At 48.9% G+C, this 19,668-nt stretch carries 24 protein-coding genes; 18 read left to right on the forward strand and 6 right to left on the reverse strand.

What is annotated here, in order from left to right; translation table 11 throughout:
• Positions 1–13 precede the first annotated feature (13 nt).
• Positions 14–985 (forward strand): sugar phosphate isomerase/epimerase family protein, encoded by a 972-nt coding sequence (locus GS3922_RS06330; protein WP_063165662.1) that lies wholly within the window; start codon positions 14–16, stop codon positions 983–985.
• Between the two features lie 171 nt (positions 986–1,156).
• On the opposite strand, the gene GS3922_RS06335 is transcribed toward GS3922_RS06330, so the two are convergent.
• The 3 genes from GS3922_RS06335 to GS3922_RS06345 form a co-directional block, all read right to left on the reverse strand.
• Positions 1,157–1,624, reverse strand: a complete 468-nt coding sequence (locus GS3922_RS06335) for a CBO0543 family protein (RefSeq protein ID WP_063165663.1) — start codon at positions 1,622–1,624, stop codon at positions 1,157–1,159.
• A 274-nt stretch (positions 1,625–1,898) separates the two neighbouring features.
• Entirely contained in the window at positions 1,899–2,231 is a 333-nt protein-coding gene (locus tag GS3922_RS06340; RefSeq protein ID WP_063165664.1) for a hypothetical protein, read from the reverse strand.
• 66 nt (positions 2,232–2,297) lie between these two features.
• Positions 2,298–2,759 carry a CBO0543 family protein gene (locus GS3922_RS06345; protein WP_063165665.1) on the reverse strand — a complete coding sequence of 154 codons (462 nt, stop codon included), beginning with the start codon at positions 2,757–2,759 and terminating at the stop codon, positions 2,298–2,300.
• A gap of 223 nt (positions 2,760–2,982) precedes the next feature.
• On the opposite strand from GS3922_RS06345, the gene GS3922_RS06350 reads away from it, so the two are divergent.
• The 3 genes from GS3922_RS06350 (at position 2,983) to GS3922_RS06360 (ending at position 6,643) form a co-directional block, all read left to right on the forward strand.
• Positions 2,983–3,309 (forward strand): nucleoside triphosphate pyrophosphohydrolase, encoded by a 327-nt coding sequence (locus GS3922_RS06350; RefSeq protein ID WP_063165666.1) that lies wholly within the window; start codon positions 2,983–2,985, stop codon positions 3,307–3,309.
• Entirely contained in the window at positions 3,302–5,749 is a 2,448-nt protein-coding gene (locus GS3922_RS06355; RefSeq protein ID WP_063167328.1) for a DEAD/DEAH box helicase family protein, read from the forward strand. Before GS3922_RS06350 ends, GS3922_RS06355 begins: the two co-directional genes overlap by 8 nt.
• Before the next feature lie 144 nt (positions 5,750–5,893).
• Complete coding sequence (locus GS3922_RS06360) at positions 5,894–6,643, forward strand: putative hydro-lyase (RefSeq protein WP_236933447.1); 750 nt, start codon at positions 5,894–5,896, stop codon at positions 6,641–6,643.
• Positions 6,644–6,914: 271 nt separating this feature from the next.
• On the opposite strand, the gene GS3922_RS06365 is transcribed toward GS3922_RS06360, so the two are convergent.
• Positions 6,915–8,102 carry an IS701 family transposase gene (locus tag GS3922_RS06365; protein WP_063164742.1) on the reverse strand — a complete coding sequence of 396 codons (1,188 nt, stop codon included), beginning with the start codon at positions 8,100–8,102 and terminating at the stop codon, positions 6,915–6,917.
• 529 nt (positions 8,103–8,631) lie between these two features.
• Between GS3922_RS06365 and GS3922_RS06370 the strand changes: the two genes are divergently transcribed.
• From GS3922_RS06370 to GS3922_RS06435, 14 genes are all read left to right on the forward strand, one after another.
• Complete coding sequence (locus tag GS3922_RS06370) at positions 8,632–9,021, forward strand: DsrE/DsrF/DrsH-like family protein (RefSeq protein ID WP_020278573.1); 390 nt, start codon at positions 8,632–8,634, stop codon at positions 9,019–9,021.
• 25 nt (positions 9,022–9,046) lie between these two features.
• On the forward strand, positions 9,047–9,292 hold the full coding sequence (locus GS3922_RS06375; protein WP_011231561.1) for a glutaredoxin family protein: 246 nt from the start codon (positions 9,047–9,049) through the stop codon (positions 9,290–9,292).
• 46 nt (positions 9,293–9,338) lie between these two features.
• The gene (locus GS3922_RS06380) at positions 9,339–10,466 is read left to right on the forward strand and encodes an MBL fold metallo-hydrolase (protein ID WP_063165668.1); all 1,128 of its coding nucleotides are present in this window, start codon (positions 9,339–9,341) and stop codon (positions 10,464–10,466) included.
• Positions 10,467–10,640: 174 nt separating this feature from the next.
• Positions 10,641–11,210 (forward strand): class I SAM-dependent methyltransferase, encoded by a 570-nt coding sequence (locus GS3922_RS06385; RefSeq protein ID WP_063165669.1) that lies wholly within the window; start codon positions 10,641–10,643, stop codon positions 11,208–11,210.
• Positions 11,211–11,714: 504 nt separating this feature from the next.
• Positions 11,715–12,110 carry a rhodanese-like domain-containing protein gene (locus GS3922_RS06390; protein ID WP_063165670.1) on the forward strand — a complete coding sequence of 132 codons (396 nt, stop codon included), beginning with the start codon at positions 11,715–11,717 and terminating at the stop codon, positions 12,108–12,110.
• Entirely contained in the window at positions 12,077–12,337 is a 261-nt protein-coding gene (locus GS3922_RS06395) for a metal-sensitive transcriptional regulator (protein ID WP_063165671.1), read from the forward strand. The genes GS3922_RS06390 and GS3922_RS06395 overlap by 34 nt, the downstream gene beginning before the upstream one ends.
• Before the next feature lie 104 nt (positions 12,338–12,441).
• Complete coding sequence (locus GS3922_RS06400) at positions 12,442–12,669, forward strand: sulfurtransferase TusA family protein (RefSeq protein ID WP_047818515.1); 228 nt, start codon at positions 12,442–12,444, stop codon at positions 12,667–12,669.
• A 51-nt stretch (positions 12,670–12,720) separates the two neighbouring features.
• Positions 12,721–13,203, forward strand: a complete 483-nt coding sequence (locus tag GS3922_RS06405) for a DsrE/DsrF/DrsH-like family protein (protein ID WP_013145017.1) — start codon at positions 12,721–12,723, stop codon at positions 13,201–13,203.
• A 14-nt stretch (positions 13,204–13,217) separates the two neighbouring features.
• Entirely contained in the window at positions 13,218–13,583 is a 366-nt protein-coding gene (locus GS3922_RS06410; protein WP_063165672.1) for a rhodanese-like domain-containing protein, read from the forward strand.
• A 12-nt stretch (positions 13,584–13,595) separates the two neighbouring features.
• Positions 13,596–13,892, forward strand: coding sequence for a rhodanese-like domain-containing protein (locus GS3922_RS06415; RefSeq protein ID WP_063165673.1), 297 nt, complete (start codon positions 13,596–13,598; stop codon positions 13,890–13,892).
• A 21-nt stretch (positions 13,893–13,913) separates the two neighbouring features.
• The gene (locus GS3922_RS06420; protein WP_063165674.1) at positions 13,914–14,483 is read left to right on the forward strand and encodes a sulfurtransferase TusA family protein; all 570 of its coding nucleotides are present in this window, start codon (positions 13,914–13,916) and stop codon (positions 14,481–14,483) included.
• 49 nt (positions 14,484–14,532) lie between these two features.
• On the forward strand, positions 14,533–15,669 hold the full coding sequence (locus GS3922_RS06425) for an MBL fold metallo-hydrolase (RefSeq protein ID WP_063165675.1): 1,137 nt from the start codon (positions 14,533–14,535) through the stop codon (positions 15,667–15,669).
• Between the two features lie 83 nt (positions 15,670–15,752).
• Positions 15,753–16,535: a sulfite exporter TauE/SafE family protein gene (locus tag GS3922_RS06430; protein ID WP_063165676.1), complete on the forward strand. Its 783-nt coding sequence runs from the start codon at positions 15,753–15,755 to the stop codon at positions 16,533–16,535.
• Between the two features lie 149 nt (positions 16,536–16,684).
• Positions 16,685–17,071 (forward strand): DUF302 domain-containing protein, encoded by a 387-nt coding sequence (locus GS3922_RS06435; protein WP_011231549.1) that lies wholly within the window; start codon positions 16,685–16,687, stop codon positions 17,069–17,071.
• Between the two features lie 317 nt (positions 17,072–17,388).
• Here GS3922_RS06435 and GS3922_RS06440 read toward each other — a convergent pair whose 3' ends face one another.
• Both GS3922_RS06440 and GS3922_RS06445 read right to left on the reverse strand, forming a co-directional pair.
• Complete coding sequence (locus GS3922_RS06440; RefSeq protein ID WP_063165677.1) at positions 17,389–17,829, reverse strand: DUF4871 domain-containing protein; 441 nt, start codon at positions 17,827–17,829, stop codon at positions 17,389–17,391.
• Positions 17,830–18,226: 397 nt separating this feature from the next.
• Positions 18,227–19,507 carry an IS110 family RNA-guided transposase gene (locus GS3922_RS06445; protein ID WP_012749092.1) on the reverse strand — a complete coding sequence of 427 codons (1,281 nt, stop codon included), beginning with the start codon at positions 19,505–19,507 and terminating at the stop codon, positions 18,227–18,229.
• Between the last annotated feature and the right edge of the window lie 161 nt (positions 19,508–19,668).

Genomic DNA, 19,668 nt, shown 5'->3' on the forward strand with positions numbered 1-19,668 from the left:
GGGAGAAACATCAATGAAAGTAGGCGTATTTACCGTCTTGTATCAACAGCTGCCGTTTGAAGACATGCTCGACAAAGTGGCCGCGATGGGCATTGAGGCCGTCGAGCTCGGCACCGGCAATTACCCGGGCAGCGCCCATTGCGATCCGGATGACCTGTTAGACCAGCCGGAAAAAATCAAGGCGTTGAAAAAAGCGGTTCACGACCGCGGACTCATCATCAGCGCGCTCAGCTGCCACGGCAACCCGCTCCATCCGGACAAAGCGTTTGCGAAACAATCGCATGACACGTGGCGGAAAACAGTAAAACTCGCCGAGCAGCTCGAAGTCCCGGTCATCAACGCCTTCTCCGGCTGCCCGGGCGACCACCCTGGCGCCAAATACCCGAACTGGGTCACGTGCTCCTGGCCGCCGGACTACTTGGACATTTTAAAATGGCAATGGGACGAAGTCGTCATTCCGTACTGGCGCGAAGAAGCGGCGTTCGCCAAGGAGCACGGCATTCATCAAATCGCCTTTGAAATGCATCCGGGCTTTGTCGTCTACAATCCGGAAACGCTCCTCAAACTGCGCGAGCATGTCGGCGAGGCGATCGGCGCCAACTTCGACCCGAGCCATCTCCTTTGGCAAGGCATCGACCCAGTCGAAGCGATCAAATGGCTCGGCCGCGAAAAAGCGATTTTCCACGTCCATGCGAAAGATACGTACTTGGACGAAGCGAACATCCGCAAAAACGGCGTGCTGGATACGAAACATTACAGCCAAATTCTTGACCGCTCGTGGGTGTTCCGCACCGTCGGCTACGGGCAAAGTGAAAAACGGTGGCGCGACATCGTCAGCGCCTTGCGCGCCGTCGGCTATGACTATGTGCTCTCCATCGAGCATGAAGACATGCTCGTCTCGATCGACGAAGGGCTGTCCAAAGCGGTGGCGCTCCTCAAGCACGTGCAGTTTAAAGAAGAACTGCCCGAGATGTGGTGGGCATAAAAAAGGAGGCGGCAAGGAGCGAGGGGCTCTTTGCCGCCGATGGTTGTTTTTCGCATGTTTGGCATCCTTCCGTCAACGGTTTTCGGGAAACAAGAAATCGAGCGTCCATCTTGATTCTCAAATGGCGAAGGGGGATGGTTGGGCTTTATTGTTGGGTCAATCCCCATCCTCCTAGCCAGTTGCCTGCCCCCACCTATGAATCAGCTTCATGAGCATCCGAACGGAAAACGATAAAACGAAAATGGTGAGAAACGAATACATCCACGTCCATCGGTGGTATTCAATCAAATCCGTGTACTTTTCATAAAACACCTCAACGACTGTCAAAACACCGGCATACAATGCGCACTGGACAATAATTCCAGGCAGGCGGGAATGGTACGAAGTTTGGTAAAAATAAACACAAACGGTCGGATAAAGAAAGTATTCAAAAAGAATGCTCGCTTCAAAATATTTGCCTAAAAAACGGACAGGGTACTCTAACAGCTTGGCTTCCACAACAATAACGCCAAAAAACGAGGAAAAGTACGCTTTTAACAGAAACACTAAAATTTTGTCTTTGATGGGCGGGGTTCGCAAGCTGAAAAATAGTAGAATGATGCCAACAACAAGCAACCCCCACAAATGGATTCGGTCCATCCGTTCATCGTCTCCTATGATGACTTTGCTTATTGGTTAGTATGTGCGGCTTGGTGTCAAATCATCTTCAACTAGGCTGTTTTTGTCCGTACTTTGTCGCCAGATGGAGAGACCACTCCATATCCGCAAGCCGTTGTATGAAGGGGAAACGGTGGTTTTTCCCTGTCTTTCTAAGCATCATGTGCATCGTATCCAAGACGAAGAAAGAGAGGGACAAGGATTCGCTGGCAGCTTCAGTGTCCCCATGATCCAGCAAGTGCGTCAGCCCTGCATCTTACACAGCAAGCGCCGCTTGGCGGCGGATGCGCCCTTTCATGAACAGAAGCCGATGCCCATCGACGGTCAAATCGATCATCGCCCCATCGAGCACATCGTGTCCCGACTTCCGTTCATTCGCCTGCAAATACGCGACCCGATACCACTTCTGGCCGTATTCAAAGTACATATACCGCCCGCGGCGAAAATCGATCCAAAACTTCACCGGCTCCCCGTTCACGGTTTTCCAGACATACCCCCACGCCCGGTCCTGGCGAACCGGCGCCATTTTCGGCCGCGCCGAATTGATCGCTTCATAGTACAATCGGTGTTTCACGTCAAACAGCACCACGATTCTTGTCCCCTTTCGGATAGGCTATAGTATATGTATAGCGCTTCAAAGGAAAAGTAGACATGCCTACTTCTCCGTCTTCCCCACCACCCGCCCCGCAAGCAGCCGAACGGCGAGCGTTAAGAAAAACATGGTCACGAAGGAGTACACCCATGTCCAGCGGTGGTACTCAATCAAATCCGTATACCGCTCAAATACTACCTCTACCCCCGTCAACACCGCCGCATACCCCGCACATTGCGCCGCCACGCCCAACCAGCCCGAACGCCTTGATGTCGCATACACATATACGCTAACGACCGGATAGAGAAGATATTCAAAAATGACACTATTGTCCGTATAAGCCGCAAAAAAACGGACCGGATACTCGAGCAGCCCGGCCCCAGCCACGATCGCACCGAAAAAACTCGCCGCATACGCATTGAGCAGAAAGGAGATCGACACTTCCCGCAACGACAACAAGCGGAAACTAAACAAAAGCAGACCGACGCCGATCGCTACAAGCAGCCAAAGAATGAGCCATTCCATACAAGCCTCCAAGCACGAATCATGTCGATTTTTCTTTAATATGGCACGGAGGAGGGGGGAGTATGTGAGTCTTTTGGTTTAGTTATTTTGTGACGATTGATAACAGTTTTATTTAGCCAGAAACAATAGTCCTTAGAAAAAGGGCCTTCTGCTTGTTCTTTCTATGAAAAAAAGGCGAGATCTTGTAAAATAATCGTATAGTCTCGTAGATGGAGGAATAGATATGCCGATATACAATAAACTCGTTCGCGACCGCATCCCAGCCATTATCGAACAAGCCGGAAAAACGTTCACCGCTCGCATACTCGATGAGGAAGAATATAAGAAAGAACTGCAGAAGAAAGCGTTTGAAGAGCTTGAGGAGTATGTTCAGGCAGCGACCGACGAGGCCGCCATCGAAGAGCTTGCGGATGTGTTGGAAATTATTCATGCCTTAGCCGCGTGTCATGGCGCTTCGATCGAACAAGTGGAACAAATCCGGGCGAAAAAAGCAGAAGAACGCGGGGGCTTCCGTGAAAAAATTTTTTTAGTCGAGGTTCATGATGAGTAAAGTCGAGTTGATTTCACGGCGGCTCATTGACAAGCTGCAGGAACAAATAGGCCGCTCATCGACGATATACATATTGACGTCGTTTGCCATGAAATCCGGGGTTCGCCTATTGAAGGACAGTTTGCGGGTAGCGGCAGAGCGGGGGGCAGACATCAAAATTTGTATCGGTGATTACTTGTTTGTCACCCAGCCGGAAGCGCTGTGTGAACTGATTTCGATTCATCCTGACATCGAAGTGCGTCTGTTTAGAAGTGATGGGATTTCGTTTCATCCGAAGGCTTATCTGTTTGAGGACAGCGAACAAGGCTACTTTATCATCGGGTCTTCTAATTTATCTCATTCAGCTCTCACAGACGGCATCGAGTGGAATGTGGGGCTGGATAAAAGTGTTGATGAAGATGTATTTGCCGAAGCGATGGAGCAGTTTTTAAAGCTGTTTTACGCTCCGGAAACGGTGCCGGTCAACGCCGAAACGATCGCTGACTATGAAAAACAGTATCAAGATAATCACCAACGCCATCCCAACTTATCTCGTACATGGGCTGAGACAGAGGAAATCGAGTTAATGCTTCCGTCGGAAACGGAAAAGAAGCAAGAAGAAGAGACGGCGGACAAGGCCGATGTTGTTCATGAGACGGCTACTCCATATGGAACGATCCAGCCGCGCTTTGCCCAAGTTGAGGCATTGGAGCGGTTGGAAGCTGCGTATGAAGAAGGATACGACAAAGCGATGGTTGTCATGGCGACCGGGTTGGGAAAAACATACTTGGCTGCTTTTTTTGCCCGCCGTTTTTCGCGAGTGCTGTTCATCGCCCATCGCGAGGAGATTCTTCGCCAGGCAAAACAGTCGTTCGAACGTGTGATCCCGGATCGAACGGCGGGTATATACGACGGCAATCAAAAAGATGGAAATGCGGATATGGTGTTTGCCTCGATCTTTACGCTGAGCATGAAAAAACATTTGCTTTCGTTTCGTCCTGACTCATTTGACTTGATTATTGTCGACGAGTTCCACCATGCGGCGGCTCGCTCATATGAGCGCGTCCTTCGCTATTTCCGGCCGGAGTTTTTGCTTGGCATCACCGCCACTCCAGATCGGAACGACAATAAAGATGTGTACGCGATTTGCGATGGAAACGTTGCCTACCGCATTGACTTTATTGAAGCAGTGCAGCGCGGTTGGCTTGCGCCGTTTCGCTATTATGGCGTGTACGATGACACTGATTATTCGCAAATCAAATGGCTCGGCAGCCGCTATGATGAGAAAGAATTGCTTCAAGCGCAGCTTCGCGAGGAGATGGCGGAAAACATTTTGCGAGCATGGGAGCAATATAAGAAAACAAGAACACTTGTTTTTTGTTCATCGATTCGGCAAGCCGATTTCTTGTGCGAATATTTCCGCCGCCATGGCTACCGGACGATCAGCCTTCACTCGAAGCAAACGGACATCCCGCGCCAACAGGCCATTGCCATGTTGGAACACCGTGAACTGGACGCTATTTTCACCGTCGACTTGTTCAATGAAGGGGTCGATATTCCTTCTGTCGATACACTTTTGTTCGTGCGGCCGACGGAATCGTTGACCGTCTTCACCCAGCAAGTCGGGCGCGGGCTGCGGCTGTATGAGGGCAAGGACTACTGCGTGATCATTGATTTAATCGGAAACTACCGCAATGCTGATGTCAAACTGCGCCTCTTTGATGCACAGCGGGGCGAAACGAAGAAAAAGGCGAGGGAATCCGTTGTGCCAACGGTTCCGGAACCATGCGAACTGCATCTTGATGTCCAGGCCATCCATCTTCTCGAGGAGATGCAGAAAAAACGCCAACCGCGCAAAGAACGGCTGCTGGCCGATTACAGACAGCTCAAGCAAGAGCTTGGACGTCGTCCGAGCTACATGGAGTTGCACTTACACGGCAGAAGTGAAGCAGCGGAATATAAATCAGAGTTTAAGTCGTATTTTGGCTTCCTTTATTGGGCAGGGGAGCTGTCGGATTTAGAGAAGGAAGTGTTTCTTAAGCATGAACCGTGGCTTGTTGAGGTTGAGCGGACGGTAATGTCGAAAAGTTATAAAATGGTTGTCTTAAAAGCCATGCTCGAGCGCGGGCCTTCGGGCTGGCATGAGCCCATCACTCCGCAACAAGCGGCACCGTTCTTTCACCAGTATTTAACAGAAAAAGAATACCGGAAGCGCGTTGATTTTTCCGATGGGGAAACGAAACGACTTTGGGAGTACGACGAGGAAAAGGTGAGCAAACTGATCGCCCGCATGCCGATGACGAAATGGAGCGGCAGCTCAAAGGGACTGATCTCCTTTGCAAACAATGTGTTTGCGCTCCAATTTTCCATCGCACATGAACATGAAGAAATCTTGTACAACTGGACGAAAGAAATTTGTGAGTATCGGTTGCATGTGTATTTTGAGAGGAAAAGTGGATAAATGAGGATAGGAGTATCATCCTTAATAACTACACAGGATATTCGGTCACATGTGCTTACTCGAGGGGAAGCGGCAAATAGAATCTAAGGGGGAGAGGGTAAAGTGTTTTCTGTTGCATCAATAAACCCAACAGAGGCTCGGCGGATGATACGAAATAACGAATGGATAAAACCGACGGCAGGAGTGGCAAACGGCTATACACAAGCTAACCTAGTTGTTTTGCCAAAAGAATTGGCGTTTGAGTTTCTCCTATTTTGCCAACGCAATCCGAGGCCTTGTCCGGTATTGGATGTGACGGAGCCAGGATCATGGGTTCCAAACCTGGTGGCACCGAACGCAGATTTACGTGTGGATTTGCCGAAATACAGGATTTATCGAAATGGCGTACTAACAGAAGAGAGAACAGACATTATTGATCTTTGGAATGAAGAAATGGTCGGTTTTCTATTAGGGTGCAGTTTTACGTTTGAGCATGCTCTAATGAATAATGGAATCCCCGTTCGCCATATTGAAGAAAGCCGGAATGTTCCGATGTATAAAACGAATATTCCGTGTGTAAAAGCAGGAAGATTTGAAGGGCCTATGGTTGTAAGCATGCGCCCTATCCGTCGTAAGGACGTGGTAAGGGCAGTCCAAGTCACAAGCCGTTTTCCATCTGTTCATGGGGCTCCTATTCATATTGGTGATCCAGAACAGATAGGAATCAAGAACATTCATCAACCTGATTTTGGTGATCCGGTCACAATACATGAGGGAGAAGTCCCTGTGTTTTGGGCTTGTGGGGTTACACCTCAGGCTGTTGCGATGGAAGTAAAGCCGGAAATTATGGTTACTCATGCTCCAGGGCATATGTTTATCACCGATTTGCGTGATGAGCAGTTTGGAGTTTTGTAGCGCAAATGATTTCTTTATCTCGATCCGGAAGAAAAAAGACGATTAACGTTTTGGTAATCGACAGAATTCGTGGTGATCGTTGTTTCTATAATGGATAGATGGACAAGTCATCAACTACATGCGTATTTGAATATGGAAAGAAGGTAGGAGAAGAAATTCTCTAAGCAAAATCTATACTTCTAAAATAGAAATCGTTGATTGACTTATTTCTGTAGATGAGTATTTTTCATTACAGTAATTTCCATTCCCTAAGAGACAAACAGGGGACCCCTTAGGCGACATGGAGCTGTTTTTTGATCACATCAATGGGAATATCTTGCTTTGCGGCGTCATAGATGAACTCGACGACGCTGTGCCCTTTCCGAGACCGAAGAAGCTCCAGGCCGGAAGAGATGTCTTGTTGAGATTCCGCGATGCTGTATACGCAGGCTAACAGCACCACGACCCAATACCGTTTCACCGCCCGAACGTGGCGAACACGGTACCCATCGAGCTTCAGCTGGTCTTTTGCCTGCCGGAAAAAGCATTCGATCGTCCAGCGCTGGGCATAGTAACGCAAGATGTCTTCGTCACTCAGCTCCCGGTCGGTGCTCAATATGACATGGAGATGATCCGGCGTCATCGGTTGATCCGCCTTCCAAGCCAGCAGCACCACCGCGTCATCAAGACCGTTGAGCGCGCCTTCGTAGCGGTAGACACGATAGCGCTCGTTCCCCACCGTGACGAGGCGGGTGTCGTTTGGCTCGATATAGCGGGCAAACTCCTTCGCTTGGATGGCGATACCTTTCGGGTAGAGAATCCGGTTCGTCTTGAGCATGGCGATGACATGGAATCCTTGTTTCAGACAGGCTTCGATGAGCGCTTGGGACGGATACCATGAATCCACGAGCACATACACCGGCTGAGCCCGCTTCCCCTTGAGCGAGGAAAGCATCTCGATCGCCAGGTCGATTTTGCTTCTTCCCGATGTCTTGTCATACAGACGAAAGGCGAACGGAAACGCTTGCGTGAAGGTGTGCACCATCAGCCAAACAAGCGAATGCCCCCAGACCAATTGATGATCGCTGTGAGAGAAATGCCAGTCACACCCTTGAATGGCGTGCGTTGCCCGTGACGAAGGCTTCGTTTTTTGGCAAATGGTATCATCAATCGAAAGGAACAGGGGTTGATTCGTCCGTTTGGCCAGGCGTTCGATCTGGCGAAGAACCCACTCCTGAAGCTTCTCAAGCAGTTTTTCCTCGTTCCAAGGGCTTTTCGTGAAAAAGTGGCTGAGCGTGGTTCGATGATTCGGATGAAAACTCCAGTACCGGACATCCGTCAATGTCCCCGAACATCCCTTGGTCGTCAAGGCGTCGACAAGATGAACGAGATGCTTGATGACCGGCTTCGAGAAATAAAGCGCCAATCCCAGCGTCATGAAAAACTTGTGGATTCCTTGATGATGTGCTAATCTATTCATGAGACATGAACCTCCTTGTGGGTAGTTGGTAGCACATCTATTCTAACCAAGGAATCGGGTTCATGTCTCCTTTTTTGTTTAGTTTGTAAATTTATGTTAGCAAATTTGCTCATCTACAGTACCGTAATCAAAGTGTAATGAATCGTGCGAAGTAGTGTTGATGGGGATATGAAAATGGAACGAAGTAATAGTAAGAAGTAAAGAACACGGGTGGCTGTTTTCTTTGCCGTTCGTAAAGAAAGTGTTTATAGCCATCGTCTTAGTTCGTGTCTCAATAGCGGTTATAGTGGATGGTTCTTTGGAGCATCAACGTGAGTGACTGTGGAATTGGATACAGGGGAATATGGGGATGCGCTGAAAAAGCAGCGAAAATAACGCTGCTTTTTTGTTGACAAACAAAAAAGCATTCGATAACATGGTTAGTGTAATACACATACATGTATATGTATGTGTCTGGGCGACATGTATGTATAGAATTGAGTTAAGTACTCAAACATAATGACGAAAATATTCAAGGAGGTTGTTTTCGATGAAAGTGGCGATTATTGCAGCAAACGGCGGGTTGTTTGATGCGTACAAGGTGTTTAACATTGCGACAGCGGCTGCGGCGGCAGACGCAGAAGTCGGCGTGTTTTTCACATTTGAAGGGTTGAATCTCATCCATAAAGAGGCGCACAAACAATTGCCGATTCCTGAAGGGAAAGAGCATTTTCAACAAGGGTTCCAAAAAGCGAACGTTCCATCGATTGCCGAGTTGCTTCAAATGGCGCAAGAGATGGGTGTTAAACTGATCGCTTGCCAAATGACGATGGATGTCATGGGGCTTGACAAAAACCAATTCGTCGATGGCATTGAGGTGGCGGGAGCAGCGACGTTCCTGCAGTTTGCGAAAGACGCCGATATTACATTGGCCTTCTAATCGAAAGAGAGGAGGAAAGAGAATCATGGCACAAGTTACTGTTTATACTACAACGACGTGCCCATACTGCGTCATGGCGAAAAACTTTTTGCGCGCTCAAGGGATTCCGTTTAAAGAAGTGAATGTCGAATTCGACCCGGAAGCAGCGCGCAGACTGGTGGAAACGACGGGGCAAATGGGCGTGCCCCAAATCGAAATCGGCGGCCGTTGGGTGCTCGGGTATGATCCAGATGCCATTATGGCATTGTGGAATCAGACGAATCATCGTTGAGAATAATGGACCATTGACAAAACCATAAGATCAGGAGGGGATATCGTTGGCAAAAACGATTTCGGTCAAAGAGATCGCCAATAAAATTATGCGCGGCGAGGAGTTGTTTATCGTAGACGCCCGCAATCCCGAAGATTTTGCTGATTGGCGTATTGAAGGAAAAGGAGTCGAAGTCGTCAACATTCCGTATTTTGAAGTGTTGGATGGCATTGAACCATATTTGGACCGTTTGCCGAAAGAGAAAAGCAAAACGATTTATGCCGTTTGCGCGAAGGGCGGTTCGTCAGAGTTTGTGGCCGAACAGTTGGAAGCAGCGGGCTATACGGACGTTTATTCGATCGAAGGCGGGATGAAGGCATGGAGCGAGCATTTGGAACCCGTAAAAATCGGTGAGCTGAAAAGCGGAGGGACGATTTACCAATTCGTCCGCCTTGGCAAAGGGTGTCTCTCGTATCTTGTCGAATCGAACGGTGAGGGGGCGTTGATCGATACGAACCGCATGACTGACGCTTACGTCCGTTTTGCGAACGAACACGGCATTACAATCAAGCATGTGCTCGATACGCACTTGCATGCCGACCATATTTCTGGCGGGCGTAAGTTGGCGGAAGAACTGGGTGCGACGTATTACTTGCCGCCGAAAGACGCAGAAGAGGTGACGTTTACCTACACACCGATTCAAGATGGCGACCGCATCCACGTTGGCCATGTCGTGATTGAAGCGTTGTATTCACCGGGACATACGATTGGCAGTACATCGTTTATTGTAGATGATCAATATTTATTAACCGGCGATATTTTGTTTGTTGATTCGATCGGACGCCCAGATTTGGCGGGGAAAGCGCAAGACTGGGTGAGCGATCTGCGGGAAACCCTTTATCGTCGTTATAAACAATTGGCGGATGATTTAATTGTGTTGCCAGCCCATTATATGGGGCCGAAGGAAATGAACGAGGACGGCAGTGTCGCTGAACGGTTGGGGATTTTGTATAAGAAAAATCACGGACTGAATATTTCTAGTGATGAAGAGTTTCGTCGTACCGTGACAGAAAACTTGCCGCCGCAACCGAACGCTTATCAGGAAATTCGGCAGACCAATATGGGGAAACTGCATCCGACAGAAGACGAACAACGGGAAATGGAAATCGGTCCAAACCGTTGCGCCGTTCGATAAAAAAGGAGCCGGCGTTTTCGAATGCCGGCTTTTTTCATCGGGTTGAACAATTGAGATTTCGTAGTTCTGGAAACCAAACCGCGCAGCAGTTGTTTAATGCTATGATCCTGTGTTGATGAAGGAGAAAATGGAGAATACGATTAAAATGAAAAGTCAGGAATCGGAGGGGAACGAATGACAGGGCATCGTTTTCATCATGAACATGCCGAACGGTTATTGGATCCGAAGCGCAAAGAATGGATCGACCCGGAGAAGGCGGTTTCGGTGTTGTCAGTGAAACCGGACGATACGATTATGGATCTAGGGGCAGGGAACGGTTATTTCACGATTCCGTTGGCGCAAGCAACAAACGGAAACGTATATGCGGTTGACGTGCAGCCTGAGATGATCGAATTGCTAAAGCAGCGGGCGCAACAGCTAGGGATGACGAACATACAATACCAAGTCGCGGATGTCGTTTCGACGTCGCTACCTTCCCGCTCCATCGATAAAGGTATCATGGCGTTTGTCTTTCATGAAGTGGAGCAAAAAGATGCTGCCATTGATGAAATTCGCCGTGTGATGAAGCCGGACGGGACGTTTCTTTTGATTGAATGGGAAGCGATAGAAAGCGAAATGGGACCGCCCTTGCATGAGCGCATTCCGTCCGATCAGTTGCTTTCCTATATGAAACAAAAAGCGGGGCATGTGGAACTTGTCCGTTTCCATCCAGCTGTCTATGGCTTGTTGATTCGTTGGACGTAATCCGATTTTTCAGAGGGCGGATAGTCGCACCGAGTACGCGGTGCAACAATCCGTTTCTTGATTTGAGAAGGTGATTGTTGAGCATCGTTCTTCATGGTATCACCGGTCTTGTAAAAGGCCGGTGAATCATGGGGACTACAAGGAACAAAAAACTGATGTGACAAAGTTTCTCTATTTGATAAATATTGTCGGAAAATAGCGCGTTTCGTTACATCACCAGCTTTTTTGGAAGCCTAGAAGGTTGGTGAAAAACAGCTGTTTGTCTTGATCGATGATTGAACGCGTGAACATAGAGGCTGATGTAACAAGTTTTTTCTACTTGGGAAACGATTCCGAGAAGCGGTTGCGTGAGTAAATCACCAGCCCGCTAGAAAAATGACAGGTTTCCCTGCCTGCAGCGGTTTTTGTGGAAAAGCAAGACGGTTGGAAATACATTCCTGTTGATTATATACTATTAGGGGTATATAATCACTTTGCATAGATAAAGAAGAGGAGGGTGAGATATTGATTGGGGGCAGTTTGTTGCTGATTTTTCTCACTTTGTTCATCGTAGCGCTGTATCGGCGCTACGGTCCGGTAAAAGGCGTTTTGTGTCTTTCGGTCGATCAAGTGTCGAACCACTTGCTTATTGTCGATTTGCGTGATTATAATGAAATCAACGACCGTATGTTTCGCCATGCACTGCATATCCCTGTTGCCTATATCAAACGGCAGCTGTCATCCATTCCGCGGCAGCCATTGCATGTGGTTGCTCAAGATGTGGTGGAAAAAAATATTGGCATTCGGCTGCTGCGCCGCTACGGTTATGAGGTGAAAAGCTACTCAATCGCGGCTTGTGATTGTCGAACAAGGAGGCGAGCCAACCGATGGAATACAATAAAGAAATCAAAAACCGCTTAAAACGGATTGAAGGACAAATTAAAGGCGTCCTCGGTATGATGGAACAAGGCAAAGACTGCAAGAGCGTCGTTTCCCAGCTGTCGGCGGCGCGCAATGCCATTGATCGCGCCATTGCCGTCATCGTCAGCACCAATTTGGAACATTGCCTGCGGGAAAGCATGGAAAAAGGAGAAAACGCAGATCATCTTGTCAAAGAAGCCGTCGAACTATTGGTCAAAAGCCGTTAATGCGTTGCTCAACAAAAAGGTGTTGACAACGTTCTTTTTCTTGTAGTAATATACCCATAGGGGTAATGGTAATAAACTTTATCTAACCAAGGAGGTCATCAATGATGAATGTAGCAAAAGTATTGGATGCCAAAGGACTAGCTTGCCCGATGCCGGTGGTGAGAGCGAAAAAAGCGATGGACGAATTGCAATCAGGTCAAGTGCTCGAGGTGCACACGACCGATAAAGGGGCGAAAAACGATTTGCCGGCATGGGCGAAAGCGAGCGGCCATACGGTGCTTGAGATGAAAGAAGACAACGGTGTGTTGATGTTCTGGATCCAAAAAGGATAATGTGTGCACATTTTTATACCCATACAGGTATGAAGGGAAGGAGGCAGCCAGATGACACAGCCGAAGAAAAAGACGACGATCATTTTGTTCAGCGGCGACTATGACAAGGCGATGGCGGCTTACATCATCGCCAACGGCGCCGCTGCCTACGACCATGACGTGACGATCTTTCATACGTTCTGGGGGCTGAACGCCTTGCGGAAAGAGGCGTCGGTTCCAGTGCAAAAAGGGTTTCTTGAAAAGATGTTCGCGAAAATGATGCCGCGCGGCGCGGACCGCATGGGGCTGTCGCGCATGAATTTTGCCGGCATCGGCCCGAAGTTGATCAAAAAGGTGATCAAAAAGCATAACGCCATGCCGCTTCCGCAGTTGATCGAAATGGCGAAAGAGCAAGGTGTCAAGCTTGTCGCCTGTCAAATGACGGTCGATTTGCTGGGGCTGAAGCCGGAAGAATTGATCGACGGCATTGAGTTTGCGGGGGTGGCTGCGTATTTGGCTGATGCTTCGGAAGGAAATGTGAACTTATTTATTTAAAATGAGGGAAGGGTATGTCACAAACCATCATCAACATCGTGTTGTTCGTTTTGCTTGCTTGGTTTCTCGCCAGTCGTTTCATTCCGCCGAAAGGTGTGCAAATGATTACGACAGCGGAGTTAAAACGGCGGCTGAAACAACCTGGCGTGCAATATATTGACGTGCGCACTCCGATGGAGTTTCGCTCTTTCCACTTGCCGGGCTTTCGCAACATTCCGCTGCACGAATTGGCTGCACGTGCTCGCGAACTATCGAAAGAAAAAGAAGTGGTGGTCATTTGTCAAAGCGGAATGAGAAGCCAAAAAGCGAGCAAATTATTAAAGAAAATGGGATTTCAGCACGTAACGAACGTCAAAGGCGGTTTAAGCGCTTGGCAGTAGAGGAGGATGACGATGAAAACAATCACAACGAAAGAGGTGGAAGAACGGCTTCGCGCCGGAGAGCCACTTCGGATCATTGACGTGCGCGAACCGGATGAAGTGGCCGCAGGAAAAATTCCGGGAGCGGTCAACATTCCGCTCGGTTTGATCGAGTTTCGCATGCATGAATTGGACAAAAATGAGGAATACATTCTCGTCTGCCGTTCCGGCGGCCGCAGCGGCCGTGCCGCGGAGTTTCTTGACAGCCGCGGTTACCGCGTCATCAACATGACAGGCGGCATGCTCGCCTGGGAAGGGCCTGTCGAATAAGCTGTAAGGAGGGATTCGTTCATGATTAAAGTTGATATGACCGTTGATGCGAAAGGACTGTCCTGCCCGATGCCGATCGTTCGAACGAAAAAGGCGATCAATGAATTGCAACCGGGTCAAGTGCTGGAAGTGCAGGCGACGGATAAGGGATCCAAAGCCGATATTAAAGCATGGGCGGAAAGCACAGGGCATCAATATTTAGGAACAATTGAAGAAAATGGGGTTTTGAAACATTATATCCGCAAGTCAGCGGAAAATGAAACACGCAAAGAAACGGCATTCCCTCATGTCGTATCGAATGAACAATTGCAAGAAAAACTTCACGATCCGGATTCGTTCGTCTTGGATGTCCGTGAACCGGCGGAGTATGCGTTCGGCCATATTCCAGGTGCGGTTTCGATTCCGCTCGGGGATCTTGACAGCCGAATGACAGAGCTTCCGAAAGACAAAACGATTTACGTCGTGTGCCGCACAGGGACACGGAGCGATTTGGCCGCACAAAAGCTGGCCGAAAACGGATTTGACCGTGTGCGCAACGTCATTCCAGGCATGTCGCAGTGGAATGGGCCGCTTGATTCCGCTCAATCATAATTGAGCGGCCTTTTTCAACAAACTAATATACACTAGGGGGTATATGGGCATGGTGAAAGAAATGACTGTACAACAAATGACGGAAAAGGTGTTAAACAAAGCATCGTTGTTTATCTTGGACGTTCGCAATGAAAGCGATTTTCGCGATTGGAAAATCGAAGGGGAAAACTTCGCGTATTTGAACGTGCCGTATTTCGAATTGATTGACGGCGTGGATTCGATTGTCGACCGTCTTCCGAAAGACCAAGACATCGTCGTCGTGTGCGCGAAGGGCGGATCGGCGGCGTTTGTCGCTGAGCAGCTGGCAGAAGCCGGGTTTGACAACGTGTATACGCTCGCCGGCGGGATGCAGGCGTGGAGCGAGCATCTCCATCAAGCGAAGGTATACGAAGATGATCAATTGAAAATTTACCAATTCATCCGCGTCGGCAAAGGATGCCTGTCGTATATGATCATCTCAGGAAGCGAAGCGCTTGTCGTCGATCCATTGCGGTTTGTCGATGTGTATGAACAAGTGGCCAAACAAGAAGGGGTAACGATCACGCATATCGTGGATTCGCACTTGCATGCCGATCATTTGTCCGGCGGCAAAGCGCTGGCTGAACGAACGGGAGCAGCATATTACTTGATGAAAAGCGAAGGGGCGGTGTTCGATTTCAAGCCGCTTGAGCAACATGAAACGATCGACTTTGAAAACGTTCATCTTGAAGTGCTGGCAGTGAAAACGCCGGGCCATACGCCGGGCAGCGTCTCGTTCTTCGTCAACGGAAAATGGTTGTTCTCAGGTGACACGATTTTTGTCGGCGGTCTCGGGCGTCCGGACCTTGGCGGCAAAGTGGCCGAATGGGCAGAAGATTTGTATCACACCGTATATGAAAAAGTCACAGCCATGGCTGATGATGTCATCGTCTTGCCGGCGCACTACGCGAACTTAGACGAAGAAATCAACGCGGAGGGGTATGTCGGCGATGCGTTAGGCCGTATCCGCGCCCGCAATGAGATGATGCAAAACAAACCAAAAGACGAATTTATCGATCTTGTCATCCAAAGCGCCAAAACGGAAACCCCGCCGAACTTCGAAGACATTGTCGCCATCAACCGCGGTCTCAAAACGGTGGATATCGAAACACAACGAGAGCTTGAGATCGGCCCGAACCGCTGCGCGCTGCATCATACTCATGCCTAATGAGCGGTTGCTTAGGTAGAGGGGGATGTGCTGAACAGATCCCCCTCGTTTTTCAATAAAGATCAAGAGAGGAGGCGTAAAAGGTGGACATATCGCTTCAGTTTATCATTGTCATCTTTTTGATCGGCTTTATCGGCTCCTTTATTTCCGGTATGGTCGGCATTGGCGGATCCATTATTAAATATCCGATGCTGCTATACCTCCCGCCGTTGTTTGGGCTGGCGGCGTTCAGCGCCCATGAAGTGTCGGGGATCAGCGCCGTGCAAGTGTTTTTCGCCACGATCGGCGGCGTATGGGCGTACCGGAAGGGCGGCTACTTGAATAAATCGCTCATTTTGTATATGGGGGCAAGCATTTTCATCGGCAGTTTCGTCGGCGGCTATGGCTCGAAGCTAATGAGTGAAGGAGCGATTAACGTTGTCTACGGCGTGCTGGCGGCGTTGGCAGCGATCATGATGTTTGTTCCAAAAAAAGGGATCGATGACATTCCGCTCGACCAAGTGACATTCAACAAATGGCTGGCGGCCGTCTTGGCGTTTCTGATCGGCGTCGGGTCCGGCATCGTCGGGGCGGCGGGGGCATTTCTACTTGTGCCCGTTATGCTCGTCGTCTTGAAAATTCCGACTCGAATGACGATCGCTACTTCTTTGGCGGTGACGTTCATTTCCTCGATCGGCTCGACGTTCGGGAAAATCACCACCGGCCAAGTCGATTACGTTCCAGCGTTCATCATGATCATCGCAAGTTTGCTTGCCTCACCGCTCGGGGCGAAAGCCGGACAAAAGATGAATACGAAAGTGTTGCAGGTGATCTTGGCAGTATTGATTTTGGCGACAGCAGTGAAAATTTGGGTGGATATTTTATGATCGAAGCGCTTGAAAGGCGACGGGTCACGGGAAAAGACATGTGAACGCTGGAACTGATCATGTGTCGCCGTCCGTTTTCTGCGTGATGGTGAGCGATCGATTTGGGCATGCTAAACAACGGGAAAACATAACGAAGGGAAGAAGGAGCGATGTTCCATTACACGGTTGACGTGCCAACAGACATGGGCGAAACGATCGAGCATTTGGAAGAGAACTTGAAACAAGAAGGATTTGGCGTGCTCTGGCAGTTTAGCGTAACCGAGAAGCTGCAAGAAAAGGGGCTTGATTTTTCCACGCCGATGGTCATTTTGGAAGTGTGCAACCCGCAAGAAGCGGCGCGGGTGTTAAATGAAAACTTGTTGGTCGGTTATTTTTTGCCGTGTAAACTCGTTGTCTATCAAGAGAACGGCACAACGAAAATCGGCATGCCGAAGCCGACAATGCTTGTTGGCATGGTGAACGAGCCGGCGTTGAAGGAAATCGCGGAAGATATTGAGAAAAGGTTGGTCGCTTGCATTGACCAATGCCGTCAGTGAAAAGGAAAAAGGTGTCCCACAGACTAAAGGGTTCCGTTTTGAGGTGCAAAAACAAAAAAATGGTCGAAAATGACACTATTTTTGACAAATCAATTAGCATTCAATTAAATTAAAAAGCAGGGTAATTGCTAACGGATTCACATTAGGAAGGGAAAATGTTAAATAATACATCAAATAGCAAGGTAATTAGCAATACATTTAAACAAAAATAACAATATAAATCGCAAAGAAAAACGCTCAGATTTTCATTCTGAGCGTTTTTAATACTTATTAGTGTTTCTTATTGAACTGAAGATTCCCATTAATTAAAGAAATGTTTAGTTCTTAACCTCAACAACAAATTCATCAAAAAATTTATTGTCGATAAACACTTTAATTTTCCACAGTCCTGGCGAAGGGAAAGATACTTGTGAACGAGCATGTCCTTGAATTTCTTTATCTTTCGGCGTTAACTTTTCATCTTTAAACAGGATTGGATTGATTTCTTTATTGGTATCTTGGTGAACAGCCTTTACTTCCCATTCTTTATAAGAAATATCCTCCGAACCCCAAAAATGCCACATCCACTTTTGTCCTTTTCCTGCTTTTACTTCACCACCGATGATGCCTATTTTTCCTTCCTTACCAAACATTTCACCATAGTCCGTAGAGAACGTTGGACTAACTTCCCATTTTTCTTCTTTAGATTTCTCTACATTATTCGAACATCCCACCAAAAGAAGCAAAAATAAAAAAATACAAGAAATAAATTGTTTCAACGTTTCTCCCTCCCTCTAGAAATGTTGATCTATCAAGGCTTTTCGGCCTCTCAGGGGTGTCCAAAAAATATTTTTCGACAAAATCCCTTACATCCTTTTTCAGTTTTGTGGATATCTTACAGACCTAGGGTGCGCTTCGCGGCCACGTCTGGTTATATTTTCCTGCCGCGGGGGGAAGCATATTCGATGCACCCTTTGGATCTCCGCGTCGCTGATGAGGACGAACCCTCCCATGTCTCCGGGCGTCTTCGCGCCAACATTCCCTCGTTCGGTCTCGTCATCAGGCGGAGGCCGGCCAAGCTCCTTTAGGGACTCAAGGTCGAATCGATGAAATCACGCCAGCTTCTCCGGTGTCATCTCGTTGTCCAACGATTCTTCCGTTCGCAGGGGGGAGGCCTTAGGCCGCCCGTTGCACCTGGGACAAGACGTCCTGTTTCATTCGCTCCGCGTCAAACGCTTGTTTCTTCGTACAAATCGCAAACAGCACATTCAACAGCTTCCGGCACAAGGCGACGATGGACTGCTTTCCGGTCAGCGGATTGACGGATCGGGTCGTATAATACTCATGCAGCTCGCGAAACGCCTCGTTATGCCGAATCAGCGGAATCATCGCCCGAAACAGCACCGAGCGCAACCGTTTCCGTCCCCGTTTGGAGATGTGCTTTTGCCCTTTGCGCTGGCCGGAGGAGTTCTCCTTGAGCGTCAGGCCCGCCAACTTCACCAATTGGCGCGGGTCCCGATAATGGGCGAAGCTGCCGATCTCCGCCAGCAGATCGATGATCGTGGCGTCTCCCAACCCGTCGACCGTTTTCAACCATTGGTACTCCATCGTCGTTTGAACCAATGCCTTCAACTCGGCGTCCAGTGCAGCGATCTCCGCCTCCAATTGGCGGTATCGGCGGACGAGCGCGGCGATCTCAAACCGGGCCATCGCTGTCCCTTCCGTCACCCCAATCGAGTCCTTCGCGGTGTTGATCAACGCCTGAATTTTGGCCTTCTGCGGGCATTTCATCCCTTCGCTTTGCCGGTACACCTCAAGAAGCTCCTCCACCGTCCGGCCGGCCATATCAGCCGGAAGCGGCGTCCACTCCAACACCGAAAGCGCCGTTTTCCCCAAGTCACGAAACACGGTCCAAAACTCTGGAAAATACCGATCCGTCCAGCGGACGATCGCGTTTTTCACCGCCGTCTGTTCCTTGCGGAGCTTCTCTTTGAGCGTGCTCCCCACGCGCAAATCGGCTTCAATCTCGTGCAGCAGCCGGGGAACGAGGAATCGTCCGTCTTTTGCCAGTCTGGCAATGACCAGGGCGTCTTTGGCGTCGTGTTTCGTCGGCAGGTTGTCATCAAGTTCTTTCGACCGGCACACATGCGCCGGGTTGACCATGACCAACGGGATCCCGTGCTCCTCGAGGAAGTAGGCCAGGTTCAACCAGTAGTGCCCGGTCGGCTCCACGGCGACGATCACCTCTGACTTCCCGAACGCTTGCATCGCCCCCTGAATCGCTTTATACAGCTGTTGAAACCCCTCTTTCGACTGGAAGATCGGGAACGATTTGCGAAGCACGCGCCCCCGGTCATCCACGAAGCAGGCGTAGTGGGTTCGTTTCGCGATATCAATACCCACGACAAGCGTTTGTTCGGTTACTTGATCAATTTTATAGTTTTGTGTACAATTCATCTGAAGTCCTCCTTGGTATGGTGAGTGATGTGGTTGACACCCCTGTATCATACCAAGAGGGCTTTTTTTGATCAAGTCCCCGGAAAAGCTCCTAACGGGAATGCTCCTATCTTCATTTATAAAAGATGAATAAAGTGGTAAGTTTGTTTCTTTATTTATTG

This window comes from Geobacillus subterraneus (genome assembly GCF_001618685.1).
GTDB lineage: Bacteria > Bacillota > Bacilli > Bacillales > Anoxybacillaceae > Geobacillus > Geobacillus subterraneus.

What these genes read in the sequence shown, in the direction of transcription:
- GS3922_RS06335 (WP_063165663.1), bottom strand. Translation starts at nt 1,624, where the DNA reads ATGGACCGAATCCATTTGTGGGGGTTGCTTGTTGTTGGCATCATTCTA.
- GS3922_RS06415 (WP_063165673.1), top strand. Translation starts at nt 13,596, where the DNA reads ATGAAAACAATCACAACGAAAGAGGTGGAAGAACGGCTTCGCGCCGGA.
- GS3922_RS06330 (WP_063165662.1), top strand. Translation starts at nt 14, where the DNA reads ATGAAAGTAGGCGTATTTACCGTCTTGTATCAACAGCTGCCGTTTGAA.
- GS3922_RS06365 (WP_063164742.1), bottom strand. Translation starts at nt 8,102, where the DNA reads ATGAATAGATTAGCACATCATCAAGGAATCCACAAGTTTTTCATGACG.
- GS3922_RS06445 (WP_012749092.1), bottom strand. Translation starts at nt 19,507, where the DNA reads ATGAATTGTACACAAAACTATAAAATTGATCAAGTAACCGAACAAACG.
- GS3922_RS06420 (WP_063165674.1), top strand. Translation starts at nt 13,914, where the DNA reads ATGATTAAAGTTGATATGACCGTTGATGCGAAAGGACTGTCCTGCCCG.
- GS3922_RS06385 (WP_063165669.1), top strand. Translation starts at nt 10,641, where the DNA reads ATGACAGGGCATCGTTTTCATCATGAACATGCCGAACGGTTATTGGAT.
- GS3922_RS06405 (WP_013145017.1), top strand. Translation starts at nt 12,721, where the DNA reads ATGACACAGCCGAAGAAAAAGACGACGATCATTTTGTTCAGCGGCGAC.
- GS3922_RS06435 (WP_011231549.1), top strand. Translation starts at nt 16,685, where the DNA reads ATGTTCCATTACACGGTTGACGTGCCAACAGACATGGGCGAAACGATC.
- GS3922_RS06395 (WP_063165671.1), top strand. Translation starts at nt 12,077, where the DNA reads ATGGAATACAATAAAGAAATCAAAAACCGCTTAAAACGGATTGAAGGA.
- GS3922_RS06345 (WP_063165665.1), bottom strand. Translation starts at nt 2,759, where the DNA reads ATGGAATGGCTCATTCTTTGGCTGCTTGTAGCGATCGGCGTCGGTCTG.
- GS3922_RS06410 (WP_063165672.1), top strand. Translation starts at nt 13,218, where the DNA reads ATGTCACAAACCATCATCAACATCGTGTTGTTCGTTTTGCTTGCTTGG.
- GS3922_RS06375 (WP_011231561.1), top strand. Translation starts at nt 9,047, where the DNA reads ATGGCACAAGTTACTGTTTATACTACAACGACGTGCCCATACTGCGTC.
- GS3922_RS06355 (WP_063167328.1), top strand. Translation starts at nt 3,302, where the DNA reads ATGAGTAAAGTCGAGTTGATTTCACGGCGGCTCATTGACAAGCTGCAG.
- GS3922_RS06370 (WP_020278573.1), top strand. Translation starts at nt 8,632, where the DNA reads ATGAAAGTGGCGATTATTGCAGCAAACGGCGGGTTGTTTGATGCGTAC.
- GS3922_RS06400 (WP_047818515.1), top strand. Translation starts at nt 12,442, where the DNA reads ATGAATGTAGCAAAAGTATTGGATGCCAAAGGACTAGCTTGCCCGATG.
- GS3922_RS06425 (WP_063165675.1), top strand. Translation starts at nt 14,533, where the DNA reads ATGGTGAAAGAAATGACTGTACAACAAATGACGGAAAAGGTGTTAAAC.
- GS3922_RS06360 (WP_236933447.1), top strand. Translation starts at nt 5,894, where the DNA reads ATGATACGAAATAACGAATGGATAAAACCGACGGCAGGAGTGGCAAAC.
- GS3922_RS06350 (WP_063165666.1), top strand. Translation starts at nt 2,983, where the DNA reads ATGCCGATATACAATAAACTCGTTCGCGACCGCATCCCAGCCATTATC.